We start from the raw sequence: 26,623 nt of genomic DNA, 5'->3' as shown, positions 1-26,623 counted from the left end.
CCCACAGGGACCGAGTCAAGCTAGGGCTTGTTGGAAATCCCGTACTTGCGCAACCGGTGGGCGATCGCGGTGTGGGAGGTTTGCAAGCGGCTGGCGAGCTGGCGGGTCGAAGGGTAGTTGACGTAGAGGCTTTCGAGCAGGTGTTTCTCGAAGGCTTCCATGGCTTGTTCCAGGCTCTCGACCTCCACGTCGCCCTGGCGCGCGACAGAGGTGCCGGCGATGTCCAGGTCGCCAATGTCCACCAGGCTGCTTTCGCAGATGGCGGCGGCGCGGAAGATCACGTTCTGCAATTGCCGCACGTTGCCCGGCCAGCGATTGCCCAGCAGCGCCGGGTACGTGCCGGGGGCGAGGCGGCAGACCGGGCGTTGGATCTGGGCACAGGCCTGCTGCATGAAGTAACGGGCCAGCAGCAGGATGTCCTGGCCGCGCTCTCGCAGCGGCGGGACTTCGACGTTGAGCACGTTGAGGCGATAGAACAGGTCCTCGCGGAACGAGCCTTCACTGACCATTTTTTCCAGGTTGCGGTGAGTGGCGCTGAGGATCCGCACGTTGACCTTGATCTCGCGATCGCCCCCCACCCGGCGAAAGCTGCCATCGTTGAGGAACCGCAGCAACTTGGCTTGCAGGTACGGTGACATCTCGCCGATTTCGTCGAGAAACACCGTGCCCTGGTTCGCCAGTTCCATCAGCCCCGGCTTGCCGCCCCGTTGCGCCCCGGTGAAGGCTCCGGGGGCATAGCCGAACAGTTCGCTCTCGGCCAGGTTCTCCGGCAACGCGGCGCAGTTCAGGGCCAGGAATGGAGCACTGTGACGGGCGCTGATGGCGTGGCAGGCGCGGGCCACCAGTTCCTTGCCGGTTCCGGTTTCGCCCTGGATCAGCAACGGTGCGTCGAGGGCCGCGACCCGTTGGGCCCGGGCCTTGAGGGTGCGGATTGCCGGGGATTCGCCGAGCAATGCGTCGAAACCTTCGGCGTGGTCGTGATGCAGCGCCGACAAGCGTTCGCCGATGCGGTTCGGCGGATAGAGCGTCAGCAGGGCGCCGGCGTCGGTGATAGGGGTGGCGTCCAACAATAGGGTCTGGCCATTGAGGGTGATTTCCCGCAGTGGCAGGCGAAAACCGTTCTCCAGCAACGTGCTGAGCAGCGCCTCGTCGCCGAACAGCCCCGCCACGCTTTCCCCCGCCGGCTCCCGACCGTACAGGGCAATCAGCGCGGGGTTGGCCAGCAGCACATTGCCGGCGCTGTCCAGGGCCAGCACCGGGTCGGTCATGGCCGCCAGCAGGGCATCGAGCTGCAAGTGCCGGCGCTGGCCCGGCAGGATGTCCACCACCGTCACCGCCTGCACGCCCCGCACGCTGAACAAGGCGTCACGCAATTCGTCCAGCACTTGCGGGCTGAGGGTCGGTGCGTCGATGTAGACGTTGGGCGGCACCATCTCCACGGCATCCAGGTTGAGATTGCGTCCACCGAGCAAGGCCAGGACTTCCTGGGTGATGCCGACGCGGTCGATGAAACTGACGTGGATACGCATGGGGCGGCTTAGGGTTCTGGCGTATGGAGGGTGGCAAGTATGCCTTGGGGCGGGCGGTTGGTGGAATCCTGCCGCGGCACTTGAGGCGTACCGGGCCCCTGTGGGAGCGGGCTTGCTCGCGAAAGCGGCGTATCAGTCAACCTATGTTTTGCGGATACGACGCCTTCGCGAGCAAGCCCGCTCCCACAACGTGTTCGGTGAAGCTGACACGGCTTACAACCCCACATCCCACTCCGGCGTCTCGGGAAATTTCTGCACCAGGAAATCCAGCAGGCTGCGCAGTGCCGAGGGCATGTGCTTGCGTGAGGCGTAGACCGCGTACATGTTCATTTGCCGCGGCTCGGCATGGGGCACCAGGCGTACCAGCTCGCCGCGCCTGATGTGGGGGCCGGCCTGATAGCTGGGCAGCATGGCCACGCCGGCGCCTGCCATGGCCGCCTGCAACAGGGTGGTGGCTTCGTTGCTGCTGATATTGCCCTGCACCGGCACCGAGACCTGCTCGCCGTCCTGCTCGAAATGCCAGAGGCTCTTGCCCACGTAGGCGTGGGTCAGGCAGTTGTGCTGGCTCAGGTCCTCGACCCGCTGGGGTGTCGGGTGTTCCTGCAAGTAACCGGGCGAGGCGCAGATCACCGAGCGGCACACCGTAAGGCGGCGGGCGATCAGGTTCGGGTCCAGGTCGTTGCTCATGCGGATCGCCAGGTCGATGCGCTCGTCCACCAGGTTCACGGTGCGATCGAGCATCTGCAGGTCGACGCTCACCCCGGGGTAGCGCTTGACGTACTCGGCCATGGCCTTGGTCAGTTGGGCCTGGCCAAAGGAGGTGCTGGTGCTGATGCGCAGCAGGCCCCGTGGTGCGTCGTCCGGCTTGCTGACAGCCGCTTGCAGGTCGCCGGACAGCTCCAGCATCTGCCGGCAGCGCGGCAGGATTTCCGTGCCGGCGGCTGTCAGGCTCAGCTTGCGGGTGGTGCGGTGCATCAGTCGGGCGCCGACCCAGTCTTCCAGCTCCGCCAGATACCGCGACACCACCGGTCGCGACAGGTCCAGGTGCTCGGCCGCCGCCGACTGGCTGCCCAGGTCCACCACGGTGACGAACACCTGCATTGCTTGAAGACGATCCATGATTTGCCCGTTTTCAGAAACAAACTATGTTGAATCATCGCATTTTTTAGGACGAGTCAGACTACTAAGCTTCGTCTCAATGCCTACGGGCTTTTGGACAACGGAGTACAGCATGACCGGATTCACCCCACTCAAGCGCCTGTTGCTGGCGACCGCATCCCTGGCGTTCGCGGCCCATAGCTGGGCAGCCGACTTGACACTCGATGTCTACAACCCTGGCGCCGCGGCGGTCTTTCCGGTGTCCTCGGTGTTGGTCAGTGGCGAGCACGACGCCATCCTGGTCGACGCCCAGTTCGGTAAATCCCAGGCCGAGCAGGTCGTGGAAAAAATCCGCGCCAGCGGAAAGCGACTGACCACGATTTACATCAGCCACGGCGATCCCGACTACTATTTTGGTTTGCAGACCCTGACGGCCGCTTTCCCCGAGGCCAAGGTGCTGGCCACCCAGCCGACCGTCGAACACATCAAGCACACGATGGACGGCAAGCTGAAATATTGGGGGCCGATCCTGAAGGCTGATGCACCCGACAACGCCATCGTGCCCCAGGTGCTCAAGGGCGACAGCCTGACCCTGGAGGGCAAGCGCTTGCAGGTCATCGGCCTGGATGGCCCGCAACCGGAGCGCAGTTTCGTCTGGATACCATCGATCAAGGCCGTGGTCGGGGGCGTGGTGGTGGCCGAGAACATCCATGTCTGGATGGCCGACACCCAGACGCCGCAGTCCCATCAGGATTGGCTGGCGACCCTGGACAGCATCGAGAAGCTGCAGCCGCGCAGCGTGATCCCCGGCCATTACCTGGGCGAGAGCACCCGCTCCCTGGCGTCGGTCAAGTTCACCGCCGGCTACATCAAGGCTTTCGACGAAGAAACCGCTCGCGCCAAAGACGCCGCCGCCCTGATCGCCGCCATGAAACAACGCTACCCGGACCTGGGCGAAGACAGCTCGCTCGAGCTCAGTGCCAAGGTGGCAAAAGGGGAAATGAAGTGGTGACTGCCTGACGGCCGATGACACCTTTGCCGCAATCAATCAGCTTGTCTGCCTCGCCACAAGGGGTTGCATGCCCGGTATCTATGAGTAATCACTGGAGAACATCATGAGCAAGATCGCAATCATCGGCGCCACCGGTCGTGCTGGCAGCCAACTGTTGGAAGAAGCCTTGCGCCGTGGCCACAGCGTGACAGCCATTGCCCGCAACACGGCAAGCATCGGTGACAGGCCTGGCGTGGTCAGCCAATCCCTGGATGTGTTGGACAGCGAAGCGCTGACCGCCGCCGTTGCCGGTCACGATGCCGTGATCAGTGCCGCGCACTTTGCCACCGTACCGGCCGACAAGATCATCGCGCCGTTGAAAGCGGCGGGGGTCAAGCGCCTGCTGGTGGTGGGTGGGGCCGGCTCGCTGCTGCTGCCGGACAACAGCCGGGTGATCGACAGCGATGGTTTCCCCGAGGAATACCTTGCCGAAGCCACGGCCGGAGCCTTGTTCCTGGACGTGCTGCGCCAGGAGCAGGACCTGGACTGGACGTTCCTTTCGCCTTCGGCGGAGTTCGTCGAGACCGAGCGCACCGGGCACTTTCGCCTTGGCAAGGATCACTTGCTGTTCGACGAGGCAGGCCGCAGTTGGATCAGTTTCGCCGACTACGCCATCGCGATGATCGACGAAGTGCAGACGCCGCAGTTTTCGCGGACGCGGTTCACCGTCGGTTATTGATTCGCCGCTCCCACAAGGGATCTACGGTGAACACACATCCTGTGCTCGCCAACGATCAATGTGTGGGAGCGGGCTTGCCCGCGAAGAGGCCGGGCCTGTCCAACAGATGCGTCGACTGATACACCGCTTTCGCGAGCAAGCTCGCTCCCACAGGGGATCTATGGTGAACACACATCCTGTGCTCGCCAACGATCAATGTGTGGGAGCGGGCTTGCCCGCGAAGAGGCCGGGCCTGTCCAACAGATGCGTCGACTGATCCCCCGGCTTTCGCGAGCAAGCTCGCTCCCACAGGGGAGATAAGGCACGCTTGTGCCCTCAGCCGTGAACCCTTACCCAGACGCTGACCAGCACCGTGGCGGCCATCAGCCACGCCACCGCCGCCACCGCCAGGGATGCTTCCAGGCGCATCCGGTCGACCATGACATACAGGGTCGCCAGGTACACGAAATACGGAATGATCGACCACATGCCAAACACGATGGTGGTCTTCAGGTCGTCCACCGAGCGGCCCTTGCCGACGATGTAGTGGGCGATCAAGGCAAAGGTGGGAAACAGCGGCACCAGCCCGGCGATGTAGTAATTGCGGGTCTTGGCGAGCATCGCCAGGATCACCACCACGGCAGCCCCCAGCGCCGCCTTGAAAATCAGGTCCACAGGTCATTGCCCCGTTGTTAATGGCTCAGGCCATATTTTTTGACTTTGTCGAACAGGGTGGTCTTGGCCATCCCCAGTTCCTGGCTGGCCTGGGTCAGGTTGCCGCCGCTGCGTTGCAGGGCGTCCACCAACAGGTTGCGTTCGAACGCTTCCACCGCTTCGGCGAAGGCCAGGCTCTGGCCGCCGCTACTGGCACCGGTTTTCTTGAAGGCAGGCAGGCCGAGGGCATAGCGCTCGGCGACGTTGCGCAATTCGCGCACGTTGCCCGGCCAATCATGGCTCATCAGGTTCGACAGGGTCTGGTTATCCAGCTGCGGCACCGTGCGGTCGAAACGCAGGGACGATTGCTGGAGGAAATGTTCGAACAGTTGCAGGATGTCTTCGCGCCGCTCGCGCAGGGGCGGCAGTTCCAGCGTCACCACGTTGAGGCGGTAATACAGGTCGCTGCGAAACTGGCCGGCACGGCCCATTTCGTCCAGATCGGACTTGGTCGCGGCAATCACCCGGCAGTCCACCGCCACGCTCTGGTTCGAGCCCAGCCGTTCGAGGGTGCGTTCCTGCAACACCCGCAGCAACTTGATTTGCAGGGGCAGGGGCATGCTTTCCACTTCATCGAGAAACAGCGTACCGCCATCGGCATGCTCGATCTTGCCGATCCGTCGCTTGCCGGCGCCAGTGAAGGCATTGGCTTCATGGCCGAAAATCTCGCTTTCGAACAGGTTCTCCGGCAGGCCCCCGCAGTTGAGCGCGACGAACTGTTTGCCGTGGCGCCGGCTGAAGTCATGCAGGCAGCGGGCGACCAGTTCCTTGCCGGTGCCGGTCTCGCCTTCGATCAGCACGTTGGCCGAGGTGTCGGCGACATTGGCGATCAGTTCGCGCAGGTGCTGCATGGCCGGCGAGCGGCCGATGATACGGCCTTCCAGGGAGTCGCGCTCGGCCAACTGGCGGCGCAGCGATGACACTTCGCGGGCCAGGCTGCGCTGTTCCAGGGCGCGCCGGGCGACGTCCACCAGGCGTTCGGGGGAGAAGGGTTTCTCCATGAAGTCATAGGCGCCTTTCTGCATGGCGCCGACGGCCATGGAAATGTCGCCGTGGCCGGTGATCAACACCACCGGCAAGCGACTGTCCCGAGCCTTGAGACGGGTCAGCAGTTCCAGGCCGTCGATGCCCGGCAGGCGAATGTCGCTGATGACGATGCCGGCAAAATCATCGCCCACCTGTTCCAAGGCTTCTTCGGCGCTGCCCACGCCGATGCACGGGATGTCTTCCAGGCTCAGGGCCTGCTGGCAACCCAGCAGGACGTGGGGGTCGTCTTCGACGATCAGTACGCTCAGGTCGTTGTTCATGGTTGCTCGGCTGGGGGAAGGCTTACCAACGGTAAACTGAGGACGAAGGTGGTGCCACGTTCGACCGGGAATTCGACGCCCAGGTGCCCGCCCGCGGCGGCGGCCAGGCTCGCCGAGAGCGTCAGTCCCAGGCCCAGGCCCTGTTCGCCGGGCTTGGTGGTGAAGAAGGGTTCGAACAAATGCTTGCGGGCTTCGGGGTCGATGCCATGGCCGTTGTCCCGCACCCGCAGGCGGTACTTGCCGTGGCTGCTTTCACCGTCGAGCCATAGTTGTGGCTCGGGCTGCGTCTGCATGGCATCCAGGGCGTTGCCGATCAGGTTCACCAGGATCTGCTCCAGGCGCGTCTGGTCGATTTGCAACTGGACGTCGGCGTAGCCGTTGTGGATCTGGATGTTGCGGTTTTCCAGGCGCCCGCCCAGCAATTGCAGCGCGGCCTCGACGGCCTTGCCCAGGCTCGCCCGGCCCTGATCGTCGCCCCGTCGGGCAAAGGCGCGCAGGCTGGCGGTGATGCGCCCCATGCGGTCGATCAATTCGTTGATGGTCTTGAGGTTGGTGCTGGCGATGTCCAGTTGCCCGCGTTCGAGAAAGCGCACGGTATTGCCAGACAACGTGCGCAAGGCCGCCAGCGGCTGGTTGAGTTCATGGGCGATGCTGGTGGACATCTGGCCGATGGCCGCCAGCTTACCGGCCTGGACCAGTTCGTCCTGGGCCCGGCGCAGGGTCTCTTCGGCCTGTCGACGCTCACGGATCTGGCTCTTGAGCCGTTCGTTGCTGGCGCGCAGGTCGGTGGTGCGTTCGGTAATCCGACGTTCGAGCTGGCTGTTGGCTTCCTGCAAGGCTTCCCGGGCCGCGAGGCGGGTGGCGATGACCTTGCGCCGTTCGTTCCAGGCGATCAGCAGGAACGCCACCAGGGCGAAGGCCACGGCCACCAGGATGCCCTGGTTGATCGCCTGGCGGCGCAGGTCTTCCAGCGGCGTCAATAGGGTGAAGTTCCACGGCGTGTCGCTCAGCGGCCGGGTCTGCGACAAATAGCTGATGGCGCGTTCGTCGGACACCAGTTCGGTGTTGGCCGGGAAGGTCAGTTTCTCCATGCCTTCGGCCAGGCGCTCCCGGGCCAGGGGCACCAGTTCGTTCAGTGGGAACCAGTAGTATTGCAGGCTGCGGGCCAGGCGTTCCTTGGTCTCGTCGCTCAAGGGACGCACGGACTTGAGCCGCCGCGCCGGGTCGCTGGACAAGATGATGATGCCGTTCTCATCGCTGACGAACGCTTCCAGGCGTGCCCGCTGCCAGCGTTCCTCCAGGGCTTCGAGGCGCACCTTGACCACGGCGACGCCGATGATCTTGCCCTGTTCTTCCAGGCCGTGGGCCAGGTAGTAGCCAGGTTCGCCGTTGGTGCTGCCAATGCCATAGAAGCGACCCGGCTGGCCGCGCACGGCGTTCTGGAAATAGGCGCGAAAGGACAGGTCTTCACCCAGGTAACTGTCGACGTCGCGCCAGTTGCTGGTGGCCATGACGCGGCCGGTCGTGTCCATCACGTAGATGGCCCGGCTGCGGCTGCGCCGGTTCAGGCCTTCGAGGTATTCGTTGACGGTCTTGCGGTGCTCGGGTGTCGGGTCGTCGAGCAGCGTCGAGACACTCGATTCAAGCTCCAGCAGGCTCGGCAAGTAGGTGTACTTGCTGATTTCACTCTCCACCGCCCGGGCATGCAGCTCCAGCTGGCGCTCGCCGTTCTCGGCAAGGCCACGCACGCCGTAGTGTTCGCTGATCCAGAAGCCGAGATAGCCCAGGCCGATCATCAACGCGATGATCAGCGGCGGCAGGAACAGGTGGCGGATCAGGCGGGGTTTCACGGCAAGTGATGGCGGCGCGGCGCGATAGAGGGTGGGGTCGCATTTCATCACAGAAGCCTTGGGTCAACCAGTGTGCTGCGGTCGTCCTTCGAACGCGGCTCTGTGGCGAGGGAGCTTGCTCCCGCTCGGCTGCGAAGCAGTCGCAAAACGGTTCGTGCGGTGTGCCAGATGCAATGCAATTACCGGTTTGGGGTCGCTGCGCGACCCAGCGGGAGCAAGCTCCCTCGCCACAAGAGCAAGCGCGTCTAAAAGAAGGCGACGCTTAGTGCTGCAGGATTTTCTCAAGGAAGTGCTGCGCACGTTCGGAGCGGGCGCTGATGTCGCCGAAGAACTCTTCTTTCTTGCAGTCTTCGATGATCTGGCCCTGGTCCATGAAGATCACCCGGTTCGCCACTTTGCGGGCGAAGCCCATTTCATGGGTCACGCACATCATGGTCATGCCTTCGTGGGCCAGTTGCACCATCACGTCGAGCACTTCGTTGACCATTTCCGGGTCGAGGGCCGAGGTGGGTTCGTCGAACAGCATCACCACCGGGTCCATCGCCAGGGCCCGGGCAATCGCCACGCGCTGCTGTTGGCCGCCGGAGAGTTGGCCCGGGTGCTTGTGGGCATGGGCCGACAGGCCGACGCGCTCGAGCAGTTGCAGGCCTTTCTTGGTGGCTTCTTCCTTGCTGCGGCCCAGCACCTTGATCTGCGCGATGGTCAGGTTTTCGGTGATGGTCAGGTGCGGGAACAGCTCGAAGTGCTGGAACACCATGCCCACCCGCGAACGCAGTTTCGGCAGGTTGGTCTTCGGGTCGGCGATGGAGGTGCCGTCGACCACGATGTCGCCTTTCTGGAATGGCTCCAAGGCGTTCACGCACTTGATCAGCGTGGACTTGCCCGAACCCGAAGGGCCGCACACCACCACGACCTCACCCTTGCTGACCTCGGTGCTGCAATTGGTCAGTACCTGGAAGTCCCCATACCACTTGTTGATGTTCTTGATAGAGATCATACGGCGAACCTTTTTTGCAGACGCTTGACCAGCAGCGAGGCGGCAAAGCTGATTGTGAAGTACACGAGACCTGCGACGATCAGGAACTCATTGGAGCGGCCGATGATGTCGCCATTGGCCCGCGAAGCATTGAGGAAGTCCACCAGGCCGACCGTGTAGACCAGCGAGGTGTCCTGAAACAGGATGATGCTCTGCTGCAGCAGCAGCGGGGTCATCTTGCGGAACGCCTGGGGCAGGATGATCAGGCGCATGGTCTGGCCATAGTTCATGCCCAGGGCCTGGGCCGCACCCATCTGGCCCTTGGGGATCGACTGCACGCCGGCGCGCACGATTTCGCAGAAGTACGCCGCCTCGAACATCATGAAGGCCACGACGCAGGAGCCGAAGGCCCCGATCGGCGTGTCTTCGCCGGTGATCCAGCGCAGCACGAACGGCACCGCCAGGTAGAACCAGGTGATGACCAGCAGCAGCGGGATCGAGCGGAAGTAGTTGACGTACGCGCCGGCGATGTTGGAGATCAGTTTGTTGTGGGACAGGCGCATCAACGCCAGGATCGTCCCCAGGATGATCCCGCCGACGACACCCAGGGCCATCAGTTTCAAGGTCATCACCATGCCATTCCACAGGCCGGGAATGGCCGGGACGACACCGCTGAAATCGAATTCCATCATTTACCCCCCACGGAGATCAGGCCGGGCACCGCGACTTTCTTCTCGACCATGCGCATGAGCAGCATCAGGCTCATGTTCAAGGTGAAGTAGATCAGCGTCGCCAGGGTAAAGGCTTCGAACAGGTTGGCGGAGAACTCGGCGGTCTGCTTGGTTTGCGCGAGCAGTTCCATCAGGCCGATCAGCGAGGCCACGGAGGAGTTCTTGAACACGTTGAGAAATTCCGAGGTCAGCGGCGGAATGATGATCCGATACGCCTGGGGCAGCAGCACGTTCCAGTAGATCTGCGGCAGCTTGAAGCCCATGGCGCGGGCAGCGGATTCCTGGCCGCGCGGCAGCGCCTGGATACCGGTGCGCACCTGTTCGCAGACCCGGGCGGCGGTAAACAGCCCCAGGCACACGACGACGCTCAGGTAGGCCGAGGTGGTCGGGTTCAGGTCCTGCTTGTACCACTCCTGCAGGTTTTCGGGCAGCAGGTCGGGCACCAGGAAGTACCAGATGAACAGCTGAACCAGCAGCGGCACGTTGCGGAAAAGCTCTACGTAGCAGGTGGCGATGCCCGACACCAGCCGGTTCGGCACGGTGCGCATCACGCCCAGGATAGAGCCCAGCATCAGGGCGATGATCCAGGCGACGACGGCGATGGCGATGGTCCAGCCCAGGCCGGCGATGTACCAGTCGAGATAAGTCTCGCTGCCCACGCCGGTGGACTTGAAGAACACGCCCCAGTCCCAGTTGTAATTCATTAGGGTCTCCCCTCAGATCGTTCGATGTGCAAATGCCCGCCTGGGGAAGCTCCGTTCCCGTCCTGGCCTGTAAAGGCCAGGCACACGCGATCGGCTCGACAACCACCGCCTCGAGTGTTTCCAGATATGCCAGCAGGGAGTGACCATCCCCTGAAAGGGCGGGACCCCTTCAGGAGATAAGGTTAGTCAGAAAAATCAGGACTTCTTGTCGTCAGCCGCTTTGTCGGTCGGATTGGCGATCAATGCCTTGAGCTCATCGCTCATCGGGAAGTTCAGGTTCAGGTTTTTCGGTGGGATGGGCTGGGTGAACCACTTGTCGTAGATCTTGTTGATCTCGCCCGAGGCATAGGTCGCCTTGATGGCGTCGTCGACCGCTTTCTTGAACGGCTCGTCGCCCTTGCGCATCATGCAGCCGTAGATCTCGTAGGACTGTGGTGTACCGGTGACGGCCCAGTCGTCGGCCTTCTTGGCCTTGGCCGCTTCGCCGGCCAGCAGGGCGTCATCCATCATGAACGCGACGGCACGGCCCGATTCCAGCATCTGGAAGGACTCGCCGTGGTCCTTGGCAGAGATGACGTTCATGCCCATCTGCTTGTCGGCGTTCATTGCCTTGAGCAGGCGCTCGGAGGTGGTGCCGGCGGTGGTCACGACGTTCTTGCCCTTCAGATCGTCGAAATCCTTGTACTTGGAGTCTTTCTTGGAGAGCAGGCGGGTGCCGATCTCGAAGATGCCGACGGAGAAATCAACCTGTTGCTGACGCTCGACGTTGTTGGTGGTGGAGCCGCACTCCAGGTCCACGGTGCCGTTCTGCACCAGCGGGATGCGGGTTTGCGAGGTCACCAGGTTGTACTTGACCTGCAGGTTCGGCAGGTCCAGGTCTTTTTTCAGTGCTTCGACGACTTTCAGCTGGATATCGTGGGAGTAGCCCACCGGCTTGCCGGAAGCGTCTGCGATGTAGGAGAACGGAATGGAAGCGTCGCGATGCCCAAGCGTGATGACGCCGGACTCTTTGATCTTTTTCAGCGTGCCGGTCAGTTCGGCGGCGAAAACCGGGGTGCTGATCAGAGCGGCAGCAATGGCTGCGCCCAGAAGATGGGGAACGATGCGCATCGATGTTTCCTCGACATTGTTTTTTTTATTTCAGCCGGTACGTCGGCCCTGAGTGCTTCGAAACGCCTGGCAGCTCCTGTTGTGTTGGCATGCAGGCATTCGTCTCGAAGGAGTGTAGAGCATGACTCGTGCCAGGCCAGTCGATACAGGTTAACTATATGTTTTATAAAGTAATTAATGTTTTGTTTCAGGTTTATTTGCCGGTTGTTTATCCGGCTGGCCGAACTGACTGATGGGTCTTGTTCGGAAAACCGAATGCCCTGAGGTCGCATTAATCCATTGTGGGAGCGAGCTTGCTCGCGAATGCGGTGTGCCAGTCATATAGATGTTGAATGTGCAGGCGTCATCGCGAGCAAGCTCGCTCCCACAGGGGCATTGGTGGACGCCAGATAGCAAAAAGCCCCTGAATCGCATGATTCAGGGGCTTGGGTCATTGCAGTCTTGCCTTCAGGCCGCTTCGATCTTGCGGCGGTTGTGCTCGACCTTTTCCAGGTACTGCTGAAGCTTTTGCTGTTCGGCCGCAGTGGTGAACAGGCCCAGCTTGCTACGACGCCAGAGGATGTCCTGGGCGTCGACGGCCCACTCATCGCTGCACAGATAGTCGACTTCGCGGGTATAGAGGCCGCCGCCGAGGTGTTCGCCCAGGTCGGCGAGCGTCTGTACGCCTTCCAGCATGCGCCAGGTGCGGCTGCCATAGGTGGTGGCCCAGCGCCGGGCGATGTCGGTGGGCAGCCAGTCGAACTTGTCGCGGATGGCCGAGCACAGCGCTTGCGGGGTGGTCATGTTTTCGCCGCCAGGAAGCGTGGCGACGGCGGTCCAGCTCGGGCGCATCTGGGTGAAGTACGGAGCCAGTTGCGCCATGGCCGACTCGGCCAGCTTGCGGTAGGTGGTCAGCTTGCCACCGAACACCGAGAGCAAGGGGGCTTCTTCGCCACCGCCGGAGAGCGCCAGGGTGTAGTCCCGGGTCACGGCCGACGGGTTGTCGGATTCGTCGTTGCACAGCGGACGCACGCCGGAATAGCTGTGCAGGATGTCGTCGCGGCTGAGCTGTTTCTTGAAGTGGGCGTTGACCACTTTCAGCAGGTAATCGGTTTCGCCTTCAGTGATGGCCACGTTGGCCGGATCGCCGGTGTATTCGCGATCGGTGGTGCCGATCAGGGTGAACTGGTTCAGGTACGGAATGGTGAACACGATGCGTTGGTCTTCGTTTTGAAGAATGTGCGCATGTTCGCCTTCATAGAGTTTCGGCACGATCAGGTGGCTGCCCTGGATCAGGCGGATGCCGTAGGGCGATTCCATCTTCAGGTCATCGCGAATGAACTTGGCCACCCACGGGCCAGCGGCATTCACCAGTGCCTTGGCGCGAATCGAAAACAGGCTGCCGTCGGCACGTTCCAGGTGCAGGTGCCACAGGCCTTTGCTGCGACGGGCGTTCACGCAACGGGTGCGGGTGTGGATATGGGCGCCTTTTTCCCGGGCGGCCATGGCGTTGAGCACGACCAATCGAGCGTCGTCGACCCAGCAGTCGGAGTATTCGAAGCCTTTGGTGATCTCGCTTTTCAGTGCGCTGTCGGCACCGAATTTCAAGCTCTTGGAGCCGGCGAGCTGTTCACGCTTGCCGAGGTGATCGTAGAGGAACAGGCCGGCGCGAATCATCCACGCCGGACGCAAGTGCGGGCGGTGGGGCAGCACGAAGCGCATTTGCTTGACGATGTGCGGCGCCTTGGCCAGCAACACCTCGCGTTCGGCCAGTGCCTCGCGCACCAGGCGGAACTCGTAATGTTCGAGGTAGCGCAGGCCGCCATGAATCAATTTACTGCTGGCCGACGACGTGTGGCTGGCCAGATCGTCCTTTTCGCAAAGGAACACCGAAAGACCGCGACCGGCAGCGTCCGCGGCAATCCCCACGCCGTTGATACCGCCGCCAATCACGGCGACATCATAAACCTCGGCGAGAGGGGGCGTAGGCAAGGTAGAAGTGGGCATCGGCTGGCCTCGGGCTTTTTTCGTAATATTTGAATTCGAACATTAATGTTCATTTGCGAAAATACTAGCCCATAAGGACAGCAACGGCCAGTCGATTTCGATTGAAAAAACTGATCAAGGGAAGCTGAAAGGAAAATTTTCGAACATAAAAATAACGCTCAAGGCGCGGCGTGCACTTGTGGCGAGGGGATTTATCCCCGCTGGCTTGCGAAGCGAGCCTAAACCTGGCGATTCGGTATCTCAGGCAAACTGAATGACTGAAGTGGGCTGCTGCGCAGCCCAACGGGGATAAATCCCCTCGCCACAGGGTATTGGGGGAGGGGTTAAACCACTTCCAGTCGAATCTTGTGCTGGCTCAGCAGTTGCACCAGGGCTGGCACCGGTTGCTGGTCGGTCACCAGGCAGTCGATGAGGCTGATCGGGCCCAGGCGAACCATGGCATTGCGCCCAAACTTGCTGGAGTCGGCCGCCAGCAGCACTTGCCGGGCGTTGGCGATGATCGCCTGGGACACCCGCACTTCCTGGTAATCGAAATCCAGCAGGCTGCCATCCTCATCGATGCCGCTGATGCCCACCAAGGCGAAATCGACCTTGAACTGGTTGATGAAATCGACGCTGGCCTGGCCCACTACGCCACCGTCTCGTCGCACGTTGCCGCCGGCGACCAGGACTTCGAAATCGTCCTTGGCACTGAGGATCGATGCCACGTGCAGGTTGTTGGTGATGACCTTCAAGTGGTTGTGATTGAGCAGGGCCCGGGCGATGGATTCGGTGGTGGTGCCGATGTTGATGAACAGCGAGGCGTGATCGGGGATCTGGGCGGCAATGGCTTCGGCGATGCGCTGCTTCTCGTCGCGCATCTGGTCGGCGCGCATGGCGTAGGCAGTGTTTTCCACGCTGGAATCGTAGGCGGCGCCGCCGTGGTAGCGGCGCAACAGGTTGGCTTCCGCCAGTTGATTGATGTCTCGGCGGATGGTTTGCGGGGTTACAACGAACAACTGCGCCATTTCCTCGATGCTGACGTAGCCGCGTTCGCGGACCAGTTCGAGGATTTGCTGCTGACGGGGAGGCAGATTCATGGGCGTCCTTTGGGCTGCCGAAATATGCCCATGATGCCGCAGGAATCTGCTCCCGACCAGTTCAGACCCAGGTGTTGCTCAGGGTCGGCTTATTCGGCGTCTTCGTGGGGTTCCCAGTCGCGGGTGCGGCTGACCGCTTTCTGCCAGCCGGCGTAGAGCTTTTCCTTCGCCGGTTCGTCCAGTTGCGGTTCGAATTCGCGCTCGATCACTGCCTTGCCGCGCAGCTCTTCCAGGCTGCCCCAGAAACCGCACGCCAGGCCGGCCAGGTAGGCCGCGCCCAAAGCGGTGGTTTCGCGCATTTTCGGACGCTCGACCCGTGTGCCCAGGATGTCGGCCTGGAACTGCATCAGGAAGTTGTTCGCCACCGCGCCGCCGTCGACACGTAGGGCCTTGAGACGCTCACCGGAGTCCTGTTGCATGGCATCGAGCACGTCGCGCGTCTGGTAGGCGATGGACTCCAGCGCCGCACGGATGATGTGATCGACCCGCACGCCCCGGGTCAGGCCAAACAACGCGCCCCGGGCATAGGGGTCCCAGTACGGCGCGCCCAGGCCGGTGAAGGCCGGCACCAGGTACACACCGTTGCTGTCCTTGACCTTGTTGGCAAAGTATTCGGTGTCCAGGGCGTCGTTGATGATTTTCAGCTCATCGCGCAACCACTGCACCGTGGAGCCGCCATTGAACACCGCGCCTTCGAGGGCGTAGGCGACCTCGCCGCGTGGGCCGCAACCGATGGTGGTAAGCATGCCGTGATTGGACTTGACCGCCTTGTTCCCGGTGTTCATCAGCAAGAAGCAGCCGGTGCCGTAGGTGTTTTTCGCCTGGCCCGGCTCCACGCACATCTGGCCGAAGAGGGCGGCCTGCTGGTCGCCGGCGATACCGCCGATGGCGATGCCACTCTTGGTGCGGCCGTAGATCTCTGAGGACGACTTCACTTCCGGGAGCATTTCCCGGGGGATGTCGAGGATCTCGAGCATCTTCGCATCCCACTCCAGCGTATGGATGTTGAAGAGCATGGTGCGCGAGGCGTTGGTGTAGTCGGTGACGTGGACCTTGCCGCCGGTGAATTTCCAGATGAGCCAGCTGTCGACGGTGCCGAACAGCAACTCGCCGTTGCGGGCACGCTCGCGGCTGCCTTCGACGTTGTCCAGGATCCACTTGAGTTTGGTGCCGGAGAAGTACGGGTCGGTCACCAGGCCGGTGGTGTCGCTGATGTATTGCTCGTGGCCGTCGCGCTTGAGCTGCTGGCAGATTTCAGTGCTGCGACGGCATTGCCAGACGACGGCGTTGTAGATCGGCCGGCCGGTGGTCTTGTCCCAGACCACTGTCGTCTCGCGCTGGTTGGTGATGCCGATGGCAGCTACCTGGTCATGGTGCAGGCCGGCCTGGGCCAGGGCTTCGACCATCACGCCGCTCTGGGTGGCGAAGATTTCCATCGGGTCGTGTTCGACCCAGCCGGCCTGGGGGTAGTGCTGGGCGAATTCGCGCTGGGCGATGCAGACCACGTTGGCGTCACGGTCGAAAATGATCGCGCGCGAGCTGGTCGTACCCTGGTCGAGGGCAATGATGTAGTTCTTGTTCTGGAGGTCGGTCATGTCGATTGCCTTGGGACGAAAATAAGGGCTGAGGCCATGGCGCACGCTCGAACGGGCAGGAGCGTGCGCCGACTGTTTTCAGGATGTTCTGGGCTTGCCGTCAATGGCCGGTTCTGCATCCTTTATAGCTGTCGTGGTGCTGGGCAGATGGCGGGCAATCAGCCCGCGATAGGCCGCAGCACCCAGGCATGCACCCAGCAGCGGTGCAAAAATCGGAACCAGGAAGTATGGGATGTCGCGCCCACCGGTGAGGGAAATTTCACCCCAGCCTGTGACGAAAGTCATCAGTTTAGGGCCGAAGTCCCGAGCCGGGTTCATCGCGAAGCCGGTCAACGGCCCCATCGAACTGCCGATCACCGCAATCAACAGGCCGATCAACAACGGCGCCAGCGGGCCGCGGGGCAAGCCATTGTTATCATCGGTGAGGGACATGATCACCCCCATCAGGATGGCGGTGATGATCATTTCCACCACGAAGGCCTGGCCAGTGGAGAGGGCTGGATGTGGATAAGTGGAGAATACCGACGCCAGCTCGAGGCTCGCCTCGGTGCCACGGATCATGTGTCGCGACTGTTCGAAATCGAAGAACAGGTTGCTGTACAGCGTGTACACCAGCAACGCGCCGCAGAAGGCGCCGGCGACCTGGCAGATGATATAGAAGGGCAGCTTGCGCTTTTCGAAGTCAGTGAAGAGGCACAGGGCGACGCTGACGGCAGGGTTCAGGTGCGCGCCGGAGATGCCTGCACTGAGGTAGATCGCCATGCTGACGCCGACGCCCCAGATGATGCTGATTTCCCACAAGCCGAAACTCGCACCCGCGACCTTGAGCGCTGCAACGCAACCGGTCCCGAAGAAGATCAATAGCGCTGTCCCCAGGAATTCGGCCAGGCATTGGCTGGAAAGGGACGGCTGTTGTGAAGCAATGGTCATTCGAACCTCGGTTTTTGTTTTTTTCCGGGCGCGTTCGAGCAAGCTCTACAGCGCGATTTCCGCCGAGGCAGGATGCAGTCCTTGGCCTCGGGTTGTTGCTTGAGACATGCGTTATGGCTTTCAGTTTCGAAAAAATATAGACAAGAAACGCTGGTGTCAAAGGTCGAAAGTGAACCGTCGGTCACATTTCAACTATTCGTGGCGTGAATGTCTGCTTCTTTGCCAAGCCCTCATCGACAGCGACACTGCGGCCCACAGCCTTTTGGCCAGTGATGGCTTAGAATCCATCCACTCTTTTTGATTTCCCTGTCAGGAGCGGTCATGACCCCCGCGTTGGATCTGTTGAAGAAAGTGCGCGCCGAACATCGTATCCACAGTTATGAACACGACCCCAAGGCAGCGTCCTACGGCCTGGAAGCGGCGGAAAAACTTGGACTGGAGCCGGCCCAGGTGTTCAAGACATTGCTGGCCGCCAGTGAAAAAGGTGAGCTGCTGGTGGCGGTTGTGCCGGTGGCAGGCAGCCTGGACCTGAAAGGCCTGGCCCACGCGGCAGGCGTGAAGAAAGTGGAGATGGCCGACCCGGCGGCGGCACAGCGTTCGACCGGGTATTTGCTCGGCGGCATCAGCCCGCTGGGGCAGAAGAAGCGCCTGCGCACGTTCATCGATACGTCTGCTGAACAGTTCGACAGCATCTTCGTCAGTGCTGGCAGGCGCGGGCTGGAAGTGGAGCTGGCGCCTTCGGTGCTGGCAGAACACACCGGGGCGAAGTTCGCCGAGATCGGCCGCGCCTGATTTCAGGATGAGCACAGCGTCCAAGCGGAGGCTAGCCTGCTTGTCAGGGGCGCATGCGGTGTAGGGTGAAAATTCTGCTGATCTGTCACTGGATACCACCGTTGCCGCCCTTCATGCTGGCGCATCAATAAAAAGGAGAAGGGCCATGCAGCTTGCGTTTCATCAGGTCGATGCGTTCAGTGATCGCCCGTTTGGCGGCAACCCGGCGATGGTCTATCGGCTCGACGCCTGGCTCGCCGATGATTTGATGCAAAAGATCGCCGCCGAGCACAACCTGGCGGAAACCGCGTTTGTGGTGCGTGAAGGCCAGCAGTGGCATATCCGCTGGTTCACGCCCACCACGGAAGTCCCACTGTGCGGGCACGCGACGCTGGCCAGTGCCCATGTGCTGTTCGAGGTCTACCACGAAACCGCAGAGCGCCTGGAGTTCACTTGCCGGTCCGGTCCATTGAGTGTCACCCGCGACCAGGGCCGCTTATGGCTGGATTTCCCGGTCATCGTGCCTACCGAGCTGGGAGTGTCCCTGGCGGTCCAGAGCGCGCTGAACGTCGAAGCGGTGGACGTGCTGAGCTCCAATGAGCTGTTCGTGGTGCTGGAGTCGGAGCAGGCGGTGCTCGATTGCAAGCCGGACATGGCCGCTCTGGCAAAACTGCCTTGGCCGGGTGCGATCGTGACCGCGCCGGGCAGCAAGCATGATTTCGTCTCGCGCTATTTCGCCCCGGCGATCGGCATCAACGAAGACCCGGTGACCGGTTCGACCCATTGCAGTCTGATTCCCTACTGGTCCAAGCGCCTGGGCAAGCGGGGGCTGACGGCCTACCAGTGTTCGGCCCGGGGCGGGGCCCTGTTCTGCCGGCTGGAAGGGGAGCGGGTGCGGATTGGCGGCGATGCGAGGTTGGTGGCCAGCGGGACCCTTTCACTGGGCTGATCAGTGCGAAAGCGCTTGCGTGGCAAGGGAGCAAGCTCGCGCTCGAGTGCGCAGTGCTCGCATGTTTTTTGGGGCCACTACGCGCCCCAGCGGGAGCAAGCTCCCTCGCCACAAAGCCATCCAAACAATCGATGATCAGTGGGTTGCGCTGTACCGCCGCACGCCGCTTTCCACCGCAGGCAGATGCGCTGCCGTGCTGCCCGAGGCCTGGAACAGCACCAGGTGCTCTGCCGCCACGCGGATACCGACACGGGCGCCGACCTGGTGGTCGGCATGGCTCGGGAAGATCGACTCCAGTTGGGCGCCCGTCGGTAATTGCAGGCGATACAAGGTCGATGCGCCCAGGAATGTCTTGTCGACGATCTGGGCGGTGAGCGGGCTGTCCGGGGCGTAGACGATGTCGTCCGGTCGCAGCAATGCGTCCACCGCGGCGCCAATCGGCCAGGTGTAGGCCCGGTTACCGCGCAGGATGCCCAGCTCGGTCTGCACCGACTCGGGGCTTTCGAGGCGGCCACGGATGAAATAACCCTGTCCGATGAAGCTGGCCACGAAGGGCGTCAGGGGTTCGTGATAGAGGTTGTAGGGCGTGTCCCACTGTTCCAGTCGACCTTCCTTGAACACCCCGACATGGTCGCTCACGGCAAACGCTTCTTCCTGATCGTGGGTGACCAGGATCGCGCTGGTGCCGCGGGCCTTGAGGATGGCCCGGACCTCATGGCTGAGTTTGCGTCGCAACTCGCCGTCGAGGTTGGAGAACGGTTCGTCGAGCAACAGCAACTGCGGTTCCGGCGCCAACGCGCGGGCCAGGGCGACGCGCTGTTGCTGGCCGCCGGAGAGCTCATGGGGAAAACGCCCGCCAAGGTTCTTCAGGTTCACCAGCTCCAGCAGTTCCTCCACTACCCGCGCCTTGTTCGGATGCTTGCGAATGCCAAAGGCAATGTTCTCGCTCACACTCAGGTGGGGGAACAACGCATAGTCCTGGAACACCATGCCGATGCGGCGTTTTTCCGGGGCAAGGGTGAAACCGGCGCGGGAGAGGGTTTGCCCGGCCAGTTGGATCTCGCCTTCGTGCACCGGCTCGAAACCGGCAATGGCCCGCAACGTGGTGGTCTTGCCGCAGCCAGACGAACCGAGCAGGCAACCGATGTCACCGGCATTGAGGTGCAGGTTGAGGTTCTGCACAACCCGTTGGTCCTGGTAACCACACGCCAGGTTGTGCAGATTCAGCAGCAGGGGCTGGCTCATGCGTGGCGGTACGCCGGCTCGACCAGGAACTCAAGCAGGGCCTTCTGTGCATGAAGGCGATTCTCTGCCTGGTCCCAGGCCACCGAGCGCGGGTCGTCCAGCAGGTCGACGCTGATTTCTTCGCCACGGTGGGCCGGCAGGCAATGCATGAACAGCACGTCGGCATCCGCCAGGTCGAGCAGGGCGCGGTTGACTTGCAGCGGCGCGAACAGCTCCAGGCGCTTGGCGGTTTCTTCTTCCTGGCCCATGGAGGTCCAGACGTCGGTGCTCACCAGGTGCGCGCCGGCCACGGCCAGTTTCGGATCGCGGACAATTGTCACCCGGTCCCCGGCCTTGGCGACCAGCCTGGCGTCGGGATCGTAGCCTTCGGGGCAGGCAATGCGCAGTTGGAAGTCGAATTGCAGCGCCGCTTCTATATAGCTGTTGCACATGTTGTTGCCATCGCCGATCCAGGCCACGGTCTTGCCCTGGATCGAGCCACGGTGCTCGAGGAAGGTCTGCATGTCGGCCAGCAGTTGGCAGGGGTGCAGGTCATCGGACAGACCGTTGATCACCGGCACGCGGGAATGGGCCGCGAACTCGGTCAGGGTGCTGTGGGCAAAGGTGCGGATCATCACCGCATCCAGCATGCTCGACATGACGATGGCGCAATCGCTGATGGGTTCGCCACGGCCCAGTTGAGTGTCACGCGGCGACAGGAAGATCGCCTGGCCGCCGAGTTGGATCATGCCAGCTTCGAAAGAGATGCGGGTGCGGGTCGATGATTTCTCGAAGATCATCCCCAGCACGCGGTTTTTCAAGGGCTCGAACAGTACGCCGCGGTTACGCAGGTCCTTGAGCTCCACGCCTCGACGGATCACGCCGAGCAACTCGTCGGGCGTGAAATCCATCAGGGAGAGAAAGTGCCTTGCGCTCATGATTGACTACCTTTTTGTTACTGACCGCAGATGCTCAAAGCCTTGTTTAGGGAAAAACGGGCGAGACCTGCGGCAAAAGCCGCACGGGGCGACGAAAATAGGGGAAGGCGCGATATTGACATTAAATGTCGCGTCTTACCAATAGGGCTACGGTTTTTGGGGATTCAGCGAGGCCATCGCCGGGGTTGCGATGGCGGGTTGGGGGCCGTTTTCCTGACAGCAGCGCCTCTTTGTACACTGCCGTCGCGTCGCTTGGCAATCAAGCGGGACGGGGCTTGGGCGACCCGGAAGAGCGTTTCGCCGCCCCGGGCAGGCGCCCACCCGCCCACCGGTGGCTGTGAAACATTTCCTAATGCAAGGGCCTGGGTTATAAATGAACCCCGCGTGACACAGGAGCCCCGAAATGGATTCGAAAGAGCAGCAACTGATGGAATTGCTAGGGCTGACGGCACGCACGCTGACGCACCTGACCGCTTCGGTGACGTCCATGTCATTCGAGTTGCTGCGCAGCGAGGATGAGGTAACCAAGGCGGCGGCCCGTCGAATGATCGATCGCATGGCCACCATCAGCGGCGGCATCGATGAACACTGGCGGCTGATTGGCGAGTTGACCGGCGACCCGATCACTCAGGAACTGGTGGAAACCGTCGAGGAGATCCAGTTGCTGGCACCGCCGCCCGACCGGTCTTGACGGCACTTCATCGGCGGGCCTGATGCCCGCCAATTCACAGGACGAACGTCGCTGGCGCCGCCGGGGATCACGCGCCATAGTTTTGTTCCCGCGGCCGACAGTGCCCGCTACGAATAAAACAGAGGCTGGCCATGACCAAGACTCTTCACCACCGTGCGTGCCATCTGTGCGAAGCCATTTGTGGCTTGACCCTCGAAACCACCGAAACCGAAGGCCAGGGCCTGGCGATCACCTCGATCAAGGGGGATGCGCTGGACAGCTTCAGCCGGGGTCATATCTGCCCCAAGGCGGTGGCCCTGCAGGATATCCAGAATGATCCGGACCGCTTGCGCCAGCCCATGCAGCGGGTCGGCAACCAATGGCAGCCCATTGCCTGGGACGCGGCCTTCGCCCTGGTCGCCGAGCGCCTGGCGGACATCCAGGCACGTCATGGCCAGAACGCGGTGGCGGTCTACCAGGGCAACCCCAGCGTGCACAATTACGGGCTGATGACCCACAGCAACTATTTCCTCGGCCTGTTGAAGACCCGCAGCCGTTTCTCGGCGACGTCGGTAGACCAGTTGCCCCATCACTTGACCAGCCACCTGATGTACGGCCATGGCTTGCTGATCCCGATCCCGGACATCGACCACACCGACTTCATGCTGATCCTGGGCGGCAACCCGCTGGCGTCCAACGGCAGCATCATGACCGTGCCGGACGTGGAAAAACGCCTCAAGGCCATCCAGGCCCGTGGCGGCAAGGTGGTGGTGGTCGATCCACGCCGCAGCGAGACAGCGGCCATTGCCGACCAGCATGTCTTCGTACGCCCCGGTGGCGACGCTGCGTTGTTGCTGGGCTTGCTCAATACCTTGTTCGATGAAGGCCTGACCCGCGACAGCCATCTGCCGGTAGACGACCTTCATCGGGTGCGTGAAGCCGTCGAGCGGTTCACGGCGCAAGCGATGAGCCCGCTCTGCGCGGTGCCGGCGGCGCAGATCCGGCAGTTGGCCCGGGACTTCGCCGCCGCGCCATCAGCGGTCTGCTACGGGCGGATGGGCGTTTCGACCCAGGCCTTCGGTACGCTGTGCCAGTGGCTGATCCAGGTGATCAACCTGGTCACCGGCAACCTTGACCGCGTGGGCGGGGCCTTGTGCACCGAGCCTGCGGTGGATCTGGTGGCGACCACGTCGGGCGGGCATTTCAATCGCTGGCAGAGCCGGGTGTCCGGGCGCCCCGAGTACGCCGGGGAGTTGCCGGTGTCGGCCCTGGCCGAAGAGATGCTCACCGAAGGAGAGGGCCAGGTGCGTGCGCTGGTCACCGTGGCCGGCAACCCGGTGCTGTCCACGCCGAACGGGCGTCAATTGGAGCAGGCGCTCGACGGCCTGGAGTTCATGGTCAGCGTCGACTTGTACATCAACGAAACCACGCGGTACGCCGACCTGATCCTGCCCTCGACGTCGGCGCTGGAAAACGACCATTACGACACCACGTTCAATGTGTTCGCGGTGCGCAACGTGACCCGTTTCAACCGGGCGATCCTGCCCAAGCCCGAAGGCGCGTTGCACGATTGGGAAATTTTCGTCGGCCTGGCCAAGGCCTTCGCCGCCAGGACTGGTAAGGAACTCAAGCCCACCCTGCCGCCGGCGCAAATGATCGATTTCGGCTTGCGGGCGGGGGCGTATGGCGATGCGTCGCCACACAAGTTGTCCCTGGCAACGCTGTTCGATCACCCCCATGGCATCGACCTGGGTGCGCTCAAGCCCAACCTGGCGGGACGGCTGAAGACCGAAAACCAGCGCGTGCAGGCCGCGCCGGCCGTGATCCTGGCCGATATCGAGCGTTTTGCCGCCGTGCAGGCGCCCGCACCGGATGAGTTGCTGATGATTGGCCGTCGTCATGTGCGCAGCAATAATTCGTGGATGCACAACTTCCATCGGCTGGTGAAAGGCAAGCCACGTCATCAATTGCTGATGCACCCGGATGACCTGGCCAGCCGCAGCCTGGTCGATGGCCAGCGGGTGAAAGTCAGCTCCCGGGTGGGCACCATCGAAGTGGAAGTCCAGGGCAGCGCGGACATGATGAAAGGCGTGGTCAGCCTGCCACACGGTTGGGGTCATGCCCGGCCAGGCGTGCAGATGAGCATCGCCAGCGGCCAGCCGGGCTCCAGTGCCAACGACCTGACGGATGAGTGCCAGTTGGATGAGTTGTCCGGCAACGCGGCACTCAATGGCGTACCGGTGAAGGTCGCGGCTGCGTGAATTTGTCCCTGGGACAGCGTGCTCGGCTTTCCGTTACAATGCGTCACCGTGTCGACGACTTAAGTCGCAGAAGTTCAAGCCGAGGTGCTCCATGGATATCATCGAAACGATCAAAGACCAGATTGCCAACAACACCGTCCTGCTCTACATGAAAGGCGCGCCGAATGCTCCGCAATGCGGCTTCTCGGCCAAGGCTGCCCAGGCGGTGATGGCATGTGGCGAGAAGTTCGCCTACGTAGACATCCTGCAGAACCCGGAAATTCGTGCCAACCTGCCGAAGTACGCCAACTGGCCTACCTTCCCGCAACTGTGGGTGGGTGGCGAGTTGATTGGCGGCAGCGACATCATGACCGAGATGGCGGCTGACGGTTCGCTGCAGGATGTGATCAAGGCAGCTGTCCAAGCCGCTGCGGAGAAGAAGACCGAAGCCTGATTTACGATGGTCCATGTTTGCCGCACCTATTGTGGTTGGACAAGGACCATGTGGGAGCGGGCTCGCCCGCGAAGGGGCCGGTACATCCAACATCTGTGCAAGCTGACCCAGCGCTTTCGCGAGCAAGCCCGCTCCCACATTGGATTTGGCATGCCTGGAAGTCCAGGCAATAAAAAGCCCCGCCTCTCACAAGAGGGCGGGGCTTTTTAGTGGCAGGGGGGGGAAGTTACTCTTCGCCCATCTGCGATTGCAGGTAGTTCTCAAGACCCACTTTATCGATCAGGCCCAATTGGGTTTCCAGCCAGTCGATGTGCTCTTCCTCGGATTCGAGGATGTCTTCCAAAAGTTCGCGGCTACCGAAGTCGCCAACGCTTTCACAATGGGCGATGGCGGCTTTCAGGTCGGCGTGGCCGGTGCGCTCGATGCGCAGGTCGCACTCCAGCATTTCCTGGGTGTGTTCACCGATGTGCAGCTTGCCCAGGTCCTGGACGTTCGGCAGGCCTTCGAGAAACAGGATGCGCTTGATCAGCTTGTCCGCGTGCTTCATCTCGTCGATGGATTCGTGGTACTCGTGCTTGCCCAGCTTGTTCAGGCCCCAATCTTCGTACATGCGCGCATGCAGGAAGTATTGGTTGATCGCGACCAGTTCATTGGCAAGGATCTTGTTGAGATGCTGGATGACTGTAATGTCGCCTTTCATGATGAGGCCTGCCCTGTAATAGCTGTGTATGGGGCAGAGTTTGAGCCGCGTATTGACCAGTGTCAAACCTAAGTTATTGAATAATAAATGAAAATTAATCGGAATAAGAATGTTTGTGTTCCGCGTCTTGACGCTAACCAATTGATTTACAGGCATAAAAAAACCGGACATGGTGTCCGGTTCCTTGAAGTGCTGTTTATTACGCGGCGGTAAATTCTACCGGGTAGGGAATGGCGGCTTGTGCCGTCTGCACCTTGGCGAGGGTTTCACGTACCACTTCCTTGGCCAGGCAGGCACATTTGCCGCATTGGCTGGCTACGCCGGTGGCCTGGCGGACTTCGCGATAGCTGCAGCAACCTTCGTAGATTGCTTCGCGGATTTGTCCGTCGGTGACGCCAGTGCAGAGGCATACATACATAAGTGAGAACCGTCGCTGGTTGTGACTCAATTGAGACGGATCTTAATGTTAACGAGAATGATTGTCAAAGTGGTTTCTGAAACCCTCGGGCCAGAGCGGTGCCTGCCTGACGAACGGTTCTGCGCGAGGATCATTGCACGATCATGAGGCGAAACATTGATTTTTCAATGTCGCGGAAAAACCGTTGAAGACAGTCCAAATGCCCGGTGTATGATGGTCGGTCCTTGCAAAGCGGGTTCGTGTCACAGGGCTGTCGCCTGAGGGTGACAGGCTGGCCCGGACCTTGTTTTCACGTTACTACACCAGGAGATATCCAATGAGCGTACTCGTAGGCAAACAAGCCCCTGACTTCACCGTTCCGGCCGTCCTCGGCAACGGCGAAATCGTCGACAGCTTCACCCTGTCCTCGGCCATCAAAGGCAAATACGGCCTGGTGTTCTTCTACCCACTGGACTTCACCTTCGTCTGCCCGTCCGAGCTGATCGCACTGGATCACCGCATGGACGACTTCAAGGCGCGCAACGTCGAAGTGATCGCTGTCTCGATCGACTCGCACTTCACCCACAACGCCTGGCGCAACACCCCGATCAACAATGGCGGTATCGGCCAGGTGAAATACACCATGGTTGCCGACATGAAGCACGAGATCGCCAAGGCCTACGACGTTGAGTCCGAAGGTGGCGTGGCTTTCCGTGGTGCGTTCCTGATCGACGACAAAGGCGTGGTTCGTTCGCAGATCATCAACGACCTGCCACTGGGCCGTAACATGGAAGAGCTGATCCGTCTGGTCGACGCTCTGCAATTCCACGAAGAGCACGGCGAAGTCTGCCCAGCCAACTGGAAGAAAGGCGACAAGGGCATGACCGCATCGCCTGAAGGCGTTGCCGCTTACCTGGGCGAGCACAGCGACAAGCTGTAAGCGAACCTGGCATAAAAAACCG

At 61.7% G+C, this 26,623-nt stretch carries 25 protein-coding genes; 8 read left to right on the top strand and 17 right to left on the bottom strand.

Annotation, left to right across the window (positions count from 1 at the left end):
• Positions 1-20: 20 nt before the first annotated feature.
• Together V5F23_RS21895 and V5F23_RS21890 are read right to left on the bottom strand one after the other, a co-directional pair.
• On the bottom strand, positions 21-1,529 hold the full coding sequence (locus V5F23_RS21895) for a sigma-54-dependent transcriptional regulator (protein ID WP_338496539.1): 1,509 nt from the start codon (positions 1,527-1,529) through the stop codon (positions 21-23).
• A 213-nt stretch (positions 1,530-1,742) separates the two neighbouring features.
• Positions 1,743-2,648: a LysR family transcriptional regulator gene (locus tag V5F23_RS21890; RefSeq protein ID WP_047736622.1), complete on the bottom strand. Its 906-nt coding sequence runs from the start codon at positions 2,646-2,648 to the stop codon at positions 1,743-1,745.
• Positions 2,649-2,760: 112 nt separating this feature from the next.
• On the opposite strand from V5F23_RS21890, the gene V5F23_RS21885 reads away from it, so the two are divergent.
• Positions 2,761-3,639: an MBL fold metallo-hydrolase gene (locus V5F23_RS21885; RefSeq protein WP_042731004.1), complete on the top strand. Its 879-nt coding sequence runs from the start codon at positions 2,761-2,763 to the stop codon at positions 3,637-3,639.
• Positions 3,640-3,742: 103 nt separating this feature from the next.
• Positions 3,743-4,357: an NAD(P)-dependent oxidoreductase gene (locus V5F23_RS21880; protein ID WP_042731005.1), complete on the top strand. Its 615-nt coding sequence runs from the start codon at positions 3,743-3,745 to the stop codon at positions 4,355-4,357.
• A 315-nt stretch (positions 4,358-4,672) separates the two neighbouring features.
• Here V5F23_RS21880 and V5F23_RS21875 read toward each other — a convergent pair whose 3' ends face one another.
• From V5F23_RS21875 to V5F23_RS21825, 11 genes are all read right to left on the bottom strand, one after another.
• Entirely contained in the window at positions 4,673-5,002 is a 330-nt protein-coding gene (locus tag V5F23_RS21875) for a GlpM family protein (protein ID WP_170862026.1), read from the bottom strand.
• A gap of 26 nt (positions 5,003-5,028) precedes the next feature.
• Positions 5,029-6,309 (bottom strand): sigma-54 dependent transcriptional regulator, encoded by a 1,281-nt coding sequence (locus V5F23_RS21870; protein ID WP_244868300.1) that lies wholly within the window; start codon positions 6,307-6,309, stop codon positions 5,029-5,031.
• Between the two features lie 44 nt (positions 6,310-6,353).
• Entirely contained in the window at positions 6,354-8,255 is a 1,902-nt protein-coding gene (locus V5F23_RS21865; protein ID WP_047736619.1) for an ATP-binding protein, read from the bottom strand.
• A gap of 214 nt (positions 8,256-8,469) precedes the next feature.
• Positions 8,470-9,204 (bottom strand): amino acid ABC transporter ATP-binding protein, encoded by a 735-nt coding sequence (locus tag V5F23_RS21860; RefSeq protein ID WP_003204983.1) that lies wholly within the window; start codon positions 9,202-9,204, stop codon positions 8,470-8,472.
• Complete coding sequence (locus V5F23_RS21855) at positions 9,201-9,872, bottom strand: ABC transporter permease subunit (protein ID WP_042730390.1); 672 nt, start codon at positions 9,870-9,872, stop codon at positions 9,201-9,203. The genes V5F23_RS21860 and V5F23_RS21855 overlap by 4 nt, the downstream gene beginning before the upstream one ends.
• Positions 9,872-10,618, bottom strand: coding sequence for an amino acid ABC transporter permease (locus tag V5F23_RS21850; RefSeq protein ID WP_042730391.1), 747 nt, complete (start codon positions 10,616-10,618; stop codon positions 9,872-9,874). The genes V5F23_RS21855 and V5F23_RS21850 overlap by 1 nt, the downstream gene beginning before the upstream one ends.
• Before the next feature lie 195 nt (positions 10,619-10,813).
• Complete coding sequence (locus V5F23_RS21845; protein ID WP_042730392.1) at positions 10,814-11,728, bottom strand: glutamate/aspartate ABC transporter substrate-binding protein; 915 nt, start codon at positions 11,726-11,728, stop codon at positions 10,814-10,816.
• 447 nt (positions 11,729-12,175) lie between these two features.
• Positions 12,176-13,714 (bottom strand): glycerol-3-phosphate dehydrogenase, encoded by a 1,539-nt coding sequence (gene glpD / locus V5F23_RS21840; RefSeq protein WP_123578451.1) that lies wholly within the window; start codon positions 13,712-13,714, stop codon positions 12,176-12,178.
• A gap of 323 nt (positions 13,715-14,037) precedes the next feature.
• Positions 14,038-14,793, bottom strand: coding sequence for a DeoR/GlpR family transcriptional regulator (locus V5F23_RS21835; protein WP_042730394.1), 756 nt, complete (start codon positions 14,791-14,793; stop codon positions 14,038-14,040).
• Between the two features lie 89 nt (positions 14,794-14,882).
• Positions 14,883-16,388, bottom strand: a complete 1,506-nt coding sequence (gene glpK, locus V5F23_RS21830) for a glycerol kinase GlpK (protein WP_042730395.1) — start codon at positions 16,386-16,388, stop codon at positions 14,883-14,885.
• Between the two features lie 78 nt (positions 16,389-16,466).
• A complete protein-coding gene (locus V5F23_RS21825; protein WP_042730396.1) occupies positions 16,467-17,318 on the bottom strand; it encodes an MIP/aquaporin family protein in 852 nt (283 codons plus the stop codon).
• Positions 17,319-17,639: 321 nt separating this feature from the next.
• On the opposite strand from V5F23_RS21825, the gene ybaK reads away from it, so the two are divergent.
• Positions 17,640-18,110: a Cys-tRNA(Pro) deacylase gene (ybaK, locus tag V5F23_RS21820; protein ID WP_047736617.1), complete on the top strand. Its 471-nt coding sequence runs from the start codon at positions 17,640-17,642 to the stop codon at positions 18,108-18,110.
• A gap of 145 nt (positions 18,111-18,255) precedes the next feature.
• A complete protein-coding gene (locus V5F23_RS21815) occupies positions 18,256-19,038 on the top strand; it encodes a PhzF family phenazine biosynthesis protein (protein ID WP_338496533.1) in 783 nt (260 codons plus the stop codon).
• Positions 19,039-19,173: 135 nt separating this feature from the next.
• On the opposite strand, the gene V5F23_RS21810 is transcribed toward V5F23_RS21815, so the two are convergent.
• Together V5F23_RS21810 and argF are read right to left on the bottom strand one after the other, a co-directional pair.
• A complete protein-coding gene (locus V5F23_RS21810) occupies positions 19,174-20,283 on the bottom strand; it encodes an ABC transporter ATP-binding protein (RefSeq protein ID WP_338496530.1) in 1,110 nt (369 codons plus the stop codon).
• On the bottom strand, positions 20,280-21,200 hold the full coding sequence (gene argF / locus V5F23_RS21805; RefSeq protein WP_042730400.1) for an ornithine carbamoyltransferase: 921 nt from the start codon (positions 21,198-21,200) through the stop codon (positions 20,280-20,282). The genes V5F23_RS21810 and argF overlap by 4 nt, the downstream gene beginning before the upstream one ends.
• Before the next feature lie 403 nt (positions 21,201-21,603).
• On the opposite strand from argF, the gene V5F23_RS21800 reads away from it, so the two are divergent.
• The 3 genes from V5F23_RS21800 (at position 21,604) to grxD (ending at position 24,564) form a co-directional block, all read left to right on the top strand.
• On the top strand, positions 21,604-21,891 hold the full coding sequence (locus tag V5F23_RS21800) for a hypothetical protein (protein WP_042730401.1): 288 nt from the start codon (positions 21,604-21,606) through the stop codon (positions 21,889-21,891).
• A 131-nt stretch (positions 21,892-22,022) separates the two neighbouring features.
• Complete coding sequence (locus V5F23_RS21795) at positions 22,023-24,131, top strand: molybdopterin oxidoreductase family protein (protein ID WP_212802959.1); 2,109 nt, start codon at positions 22,023-22,025, stop codon at positions 24,129-24,131.
• Between the two features lie 91 nt (positions 24,132-24,222).
• The gene (grxD, locus tag V5F23_RS21790; RefSeq protein ID WP_042730403.1) at positions 24,223-24,564 is read left to right on the top strand and encodes a Grx4 family monothiol glutaredoxin; all 342 of its coding nucleotides are present in this window, start codon (positions 24,223-24,225) and stop codon (positions 24,562-24,564) included.
• A 226-nt stretch (positions 24,565-24,790) separates the two neighbouring features.
• Here the strand turns inward: grxD and bfr are convergent, their stop codons facing one another.
• Both bfr and V5F23_RS21780 read right to left on the bottom strand, forming a co-directional pair.
• Entirely contained in the window at positions 24,791-25,264 is a 474-nt protein-coding gene (gene bfr / locus V5F23_RS21785) for a bacterioferritin (RefSeq protein ID WP_042729347.1), read from the bottom strand.
• A 199-nt stretch (positions 25,265-25,463) separates the two neighbouring features.
• Positions 25,464-25,682 carry a bacterioferritin-associated ferredoxin gene (locus tag V5F23_RS21780; RefSeq protein ID WP_042729348.1) on the bottom strand — a complete coding sequence of 73 codons (219 nt, stop codon included), beginning with the start codon at positions 25,680-25,682 and terminating at the stop codon, positions 25,464-25,466.
• A 316-nt stretch (positions 25,683-25,998) separates the two neighbouring features.
• On the opposite strand from V5F23_RS21780, the gene V5F23_RS21775 reads away from it, so the two are divergent.
• Complete coding sequence (locus V5F23_RS21775) at positions 25,999-26,601, top strand: peroxiredoxin (RefSeq protein WP_338496525.1); 603 nt, start codon at positions 25,999-26,001, stop codon at positions 26,599-26,601.
• The last annotated feature ends 22 nt before the right edge of the window (positions 26,602-26,623 follow it).

Origin of the sequence: Pseudomonas sp. WP18 (assembly GCF_036689585.1) — a bacterium.
GTDB classification, from domain to species: domain Bacteria; phylum Pseudomonadota; class Gammaproteobacteria; order Pseudomonadales; family Pseudomonadaceae; genus Aquipseudomonas; species Aquipseudomonas chlororaphis_E.
The sequence above is the reverse complement of the archived record's forward strand: the minus strand, read 5'-3'. Positions and strand labels throughout refer to the sequence as shown.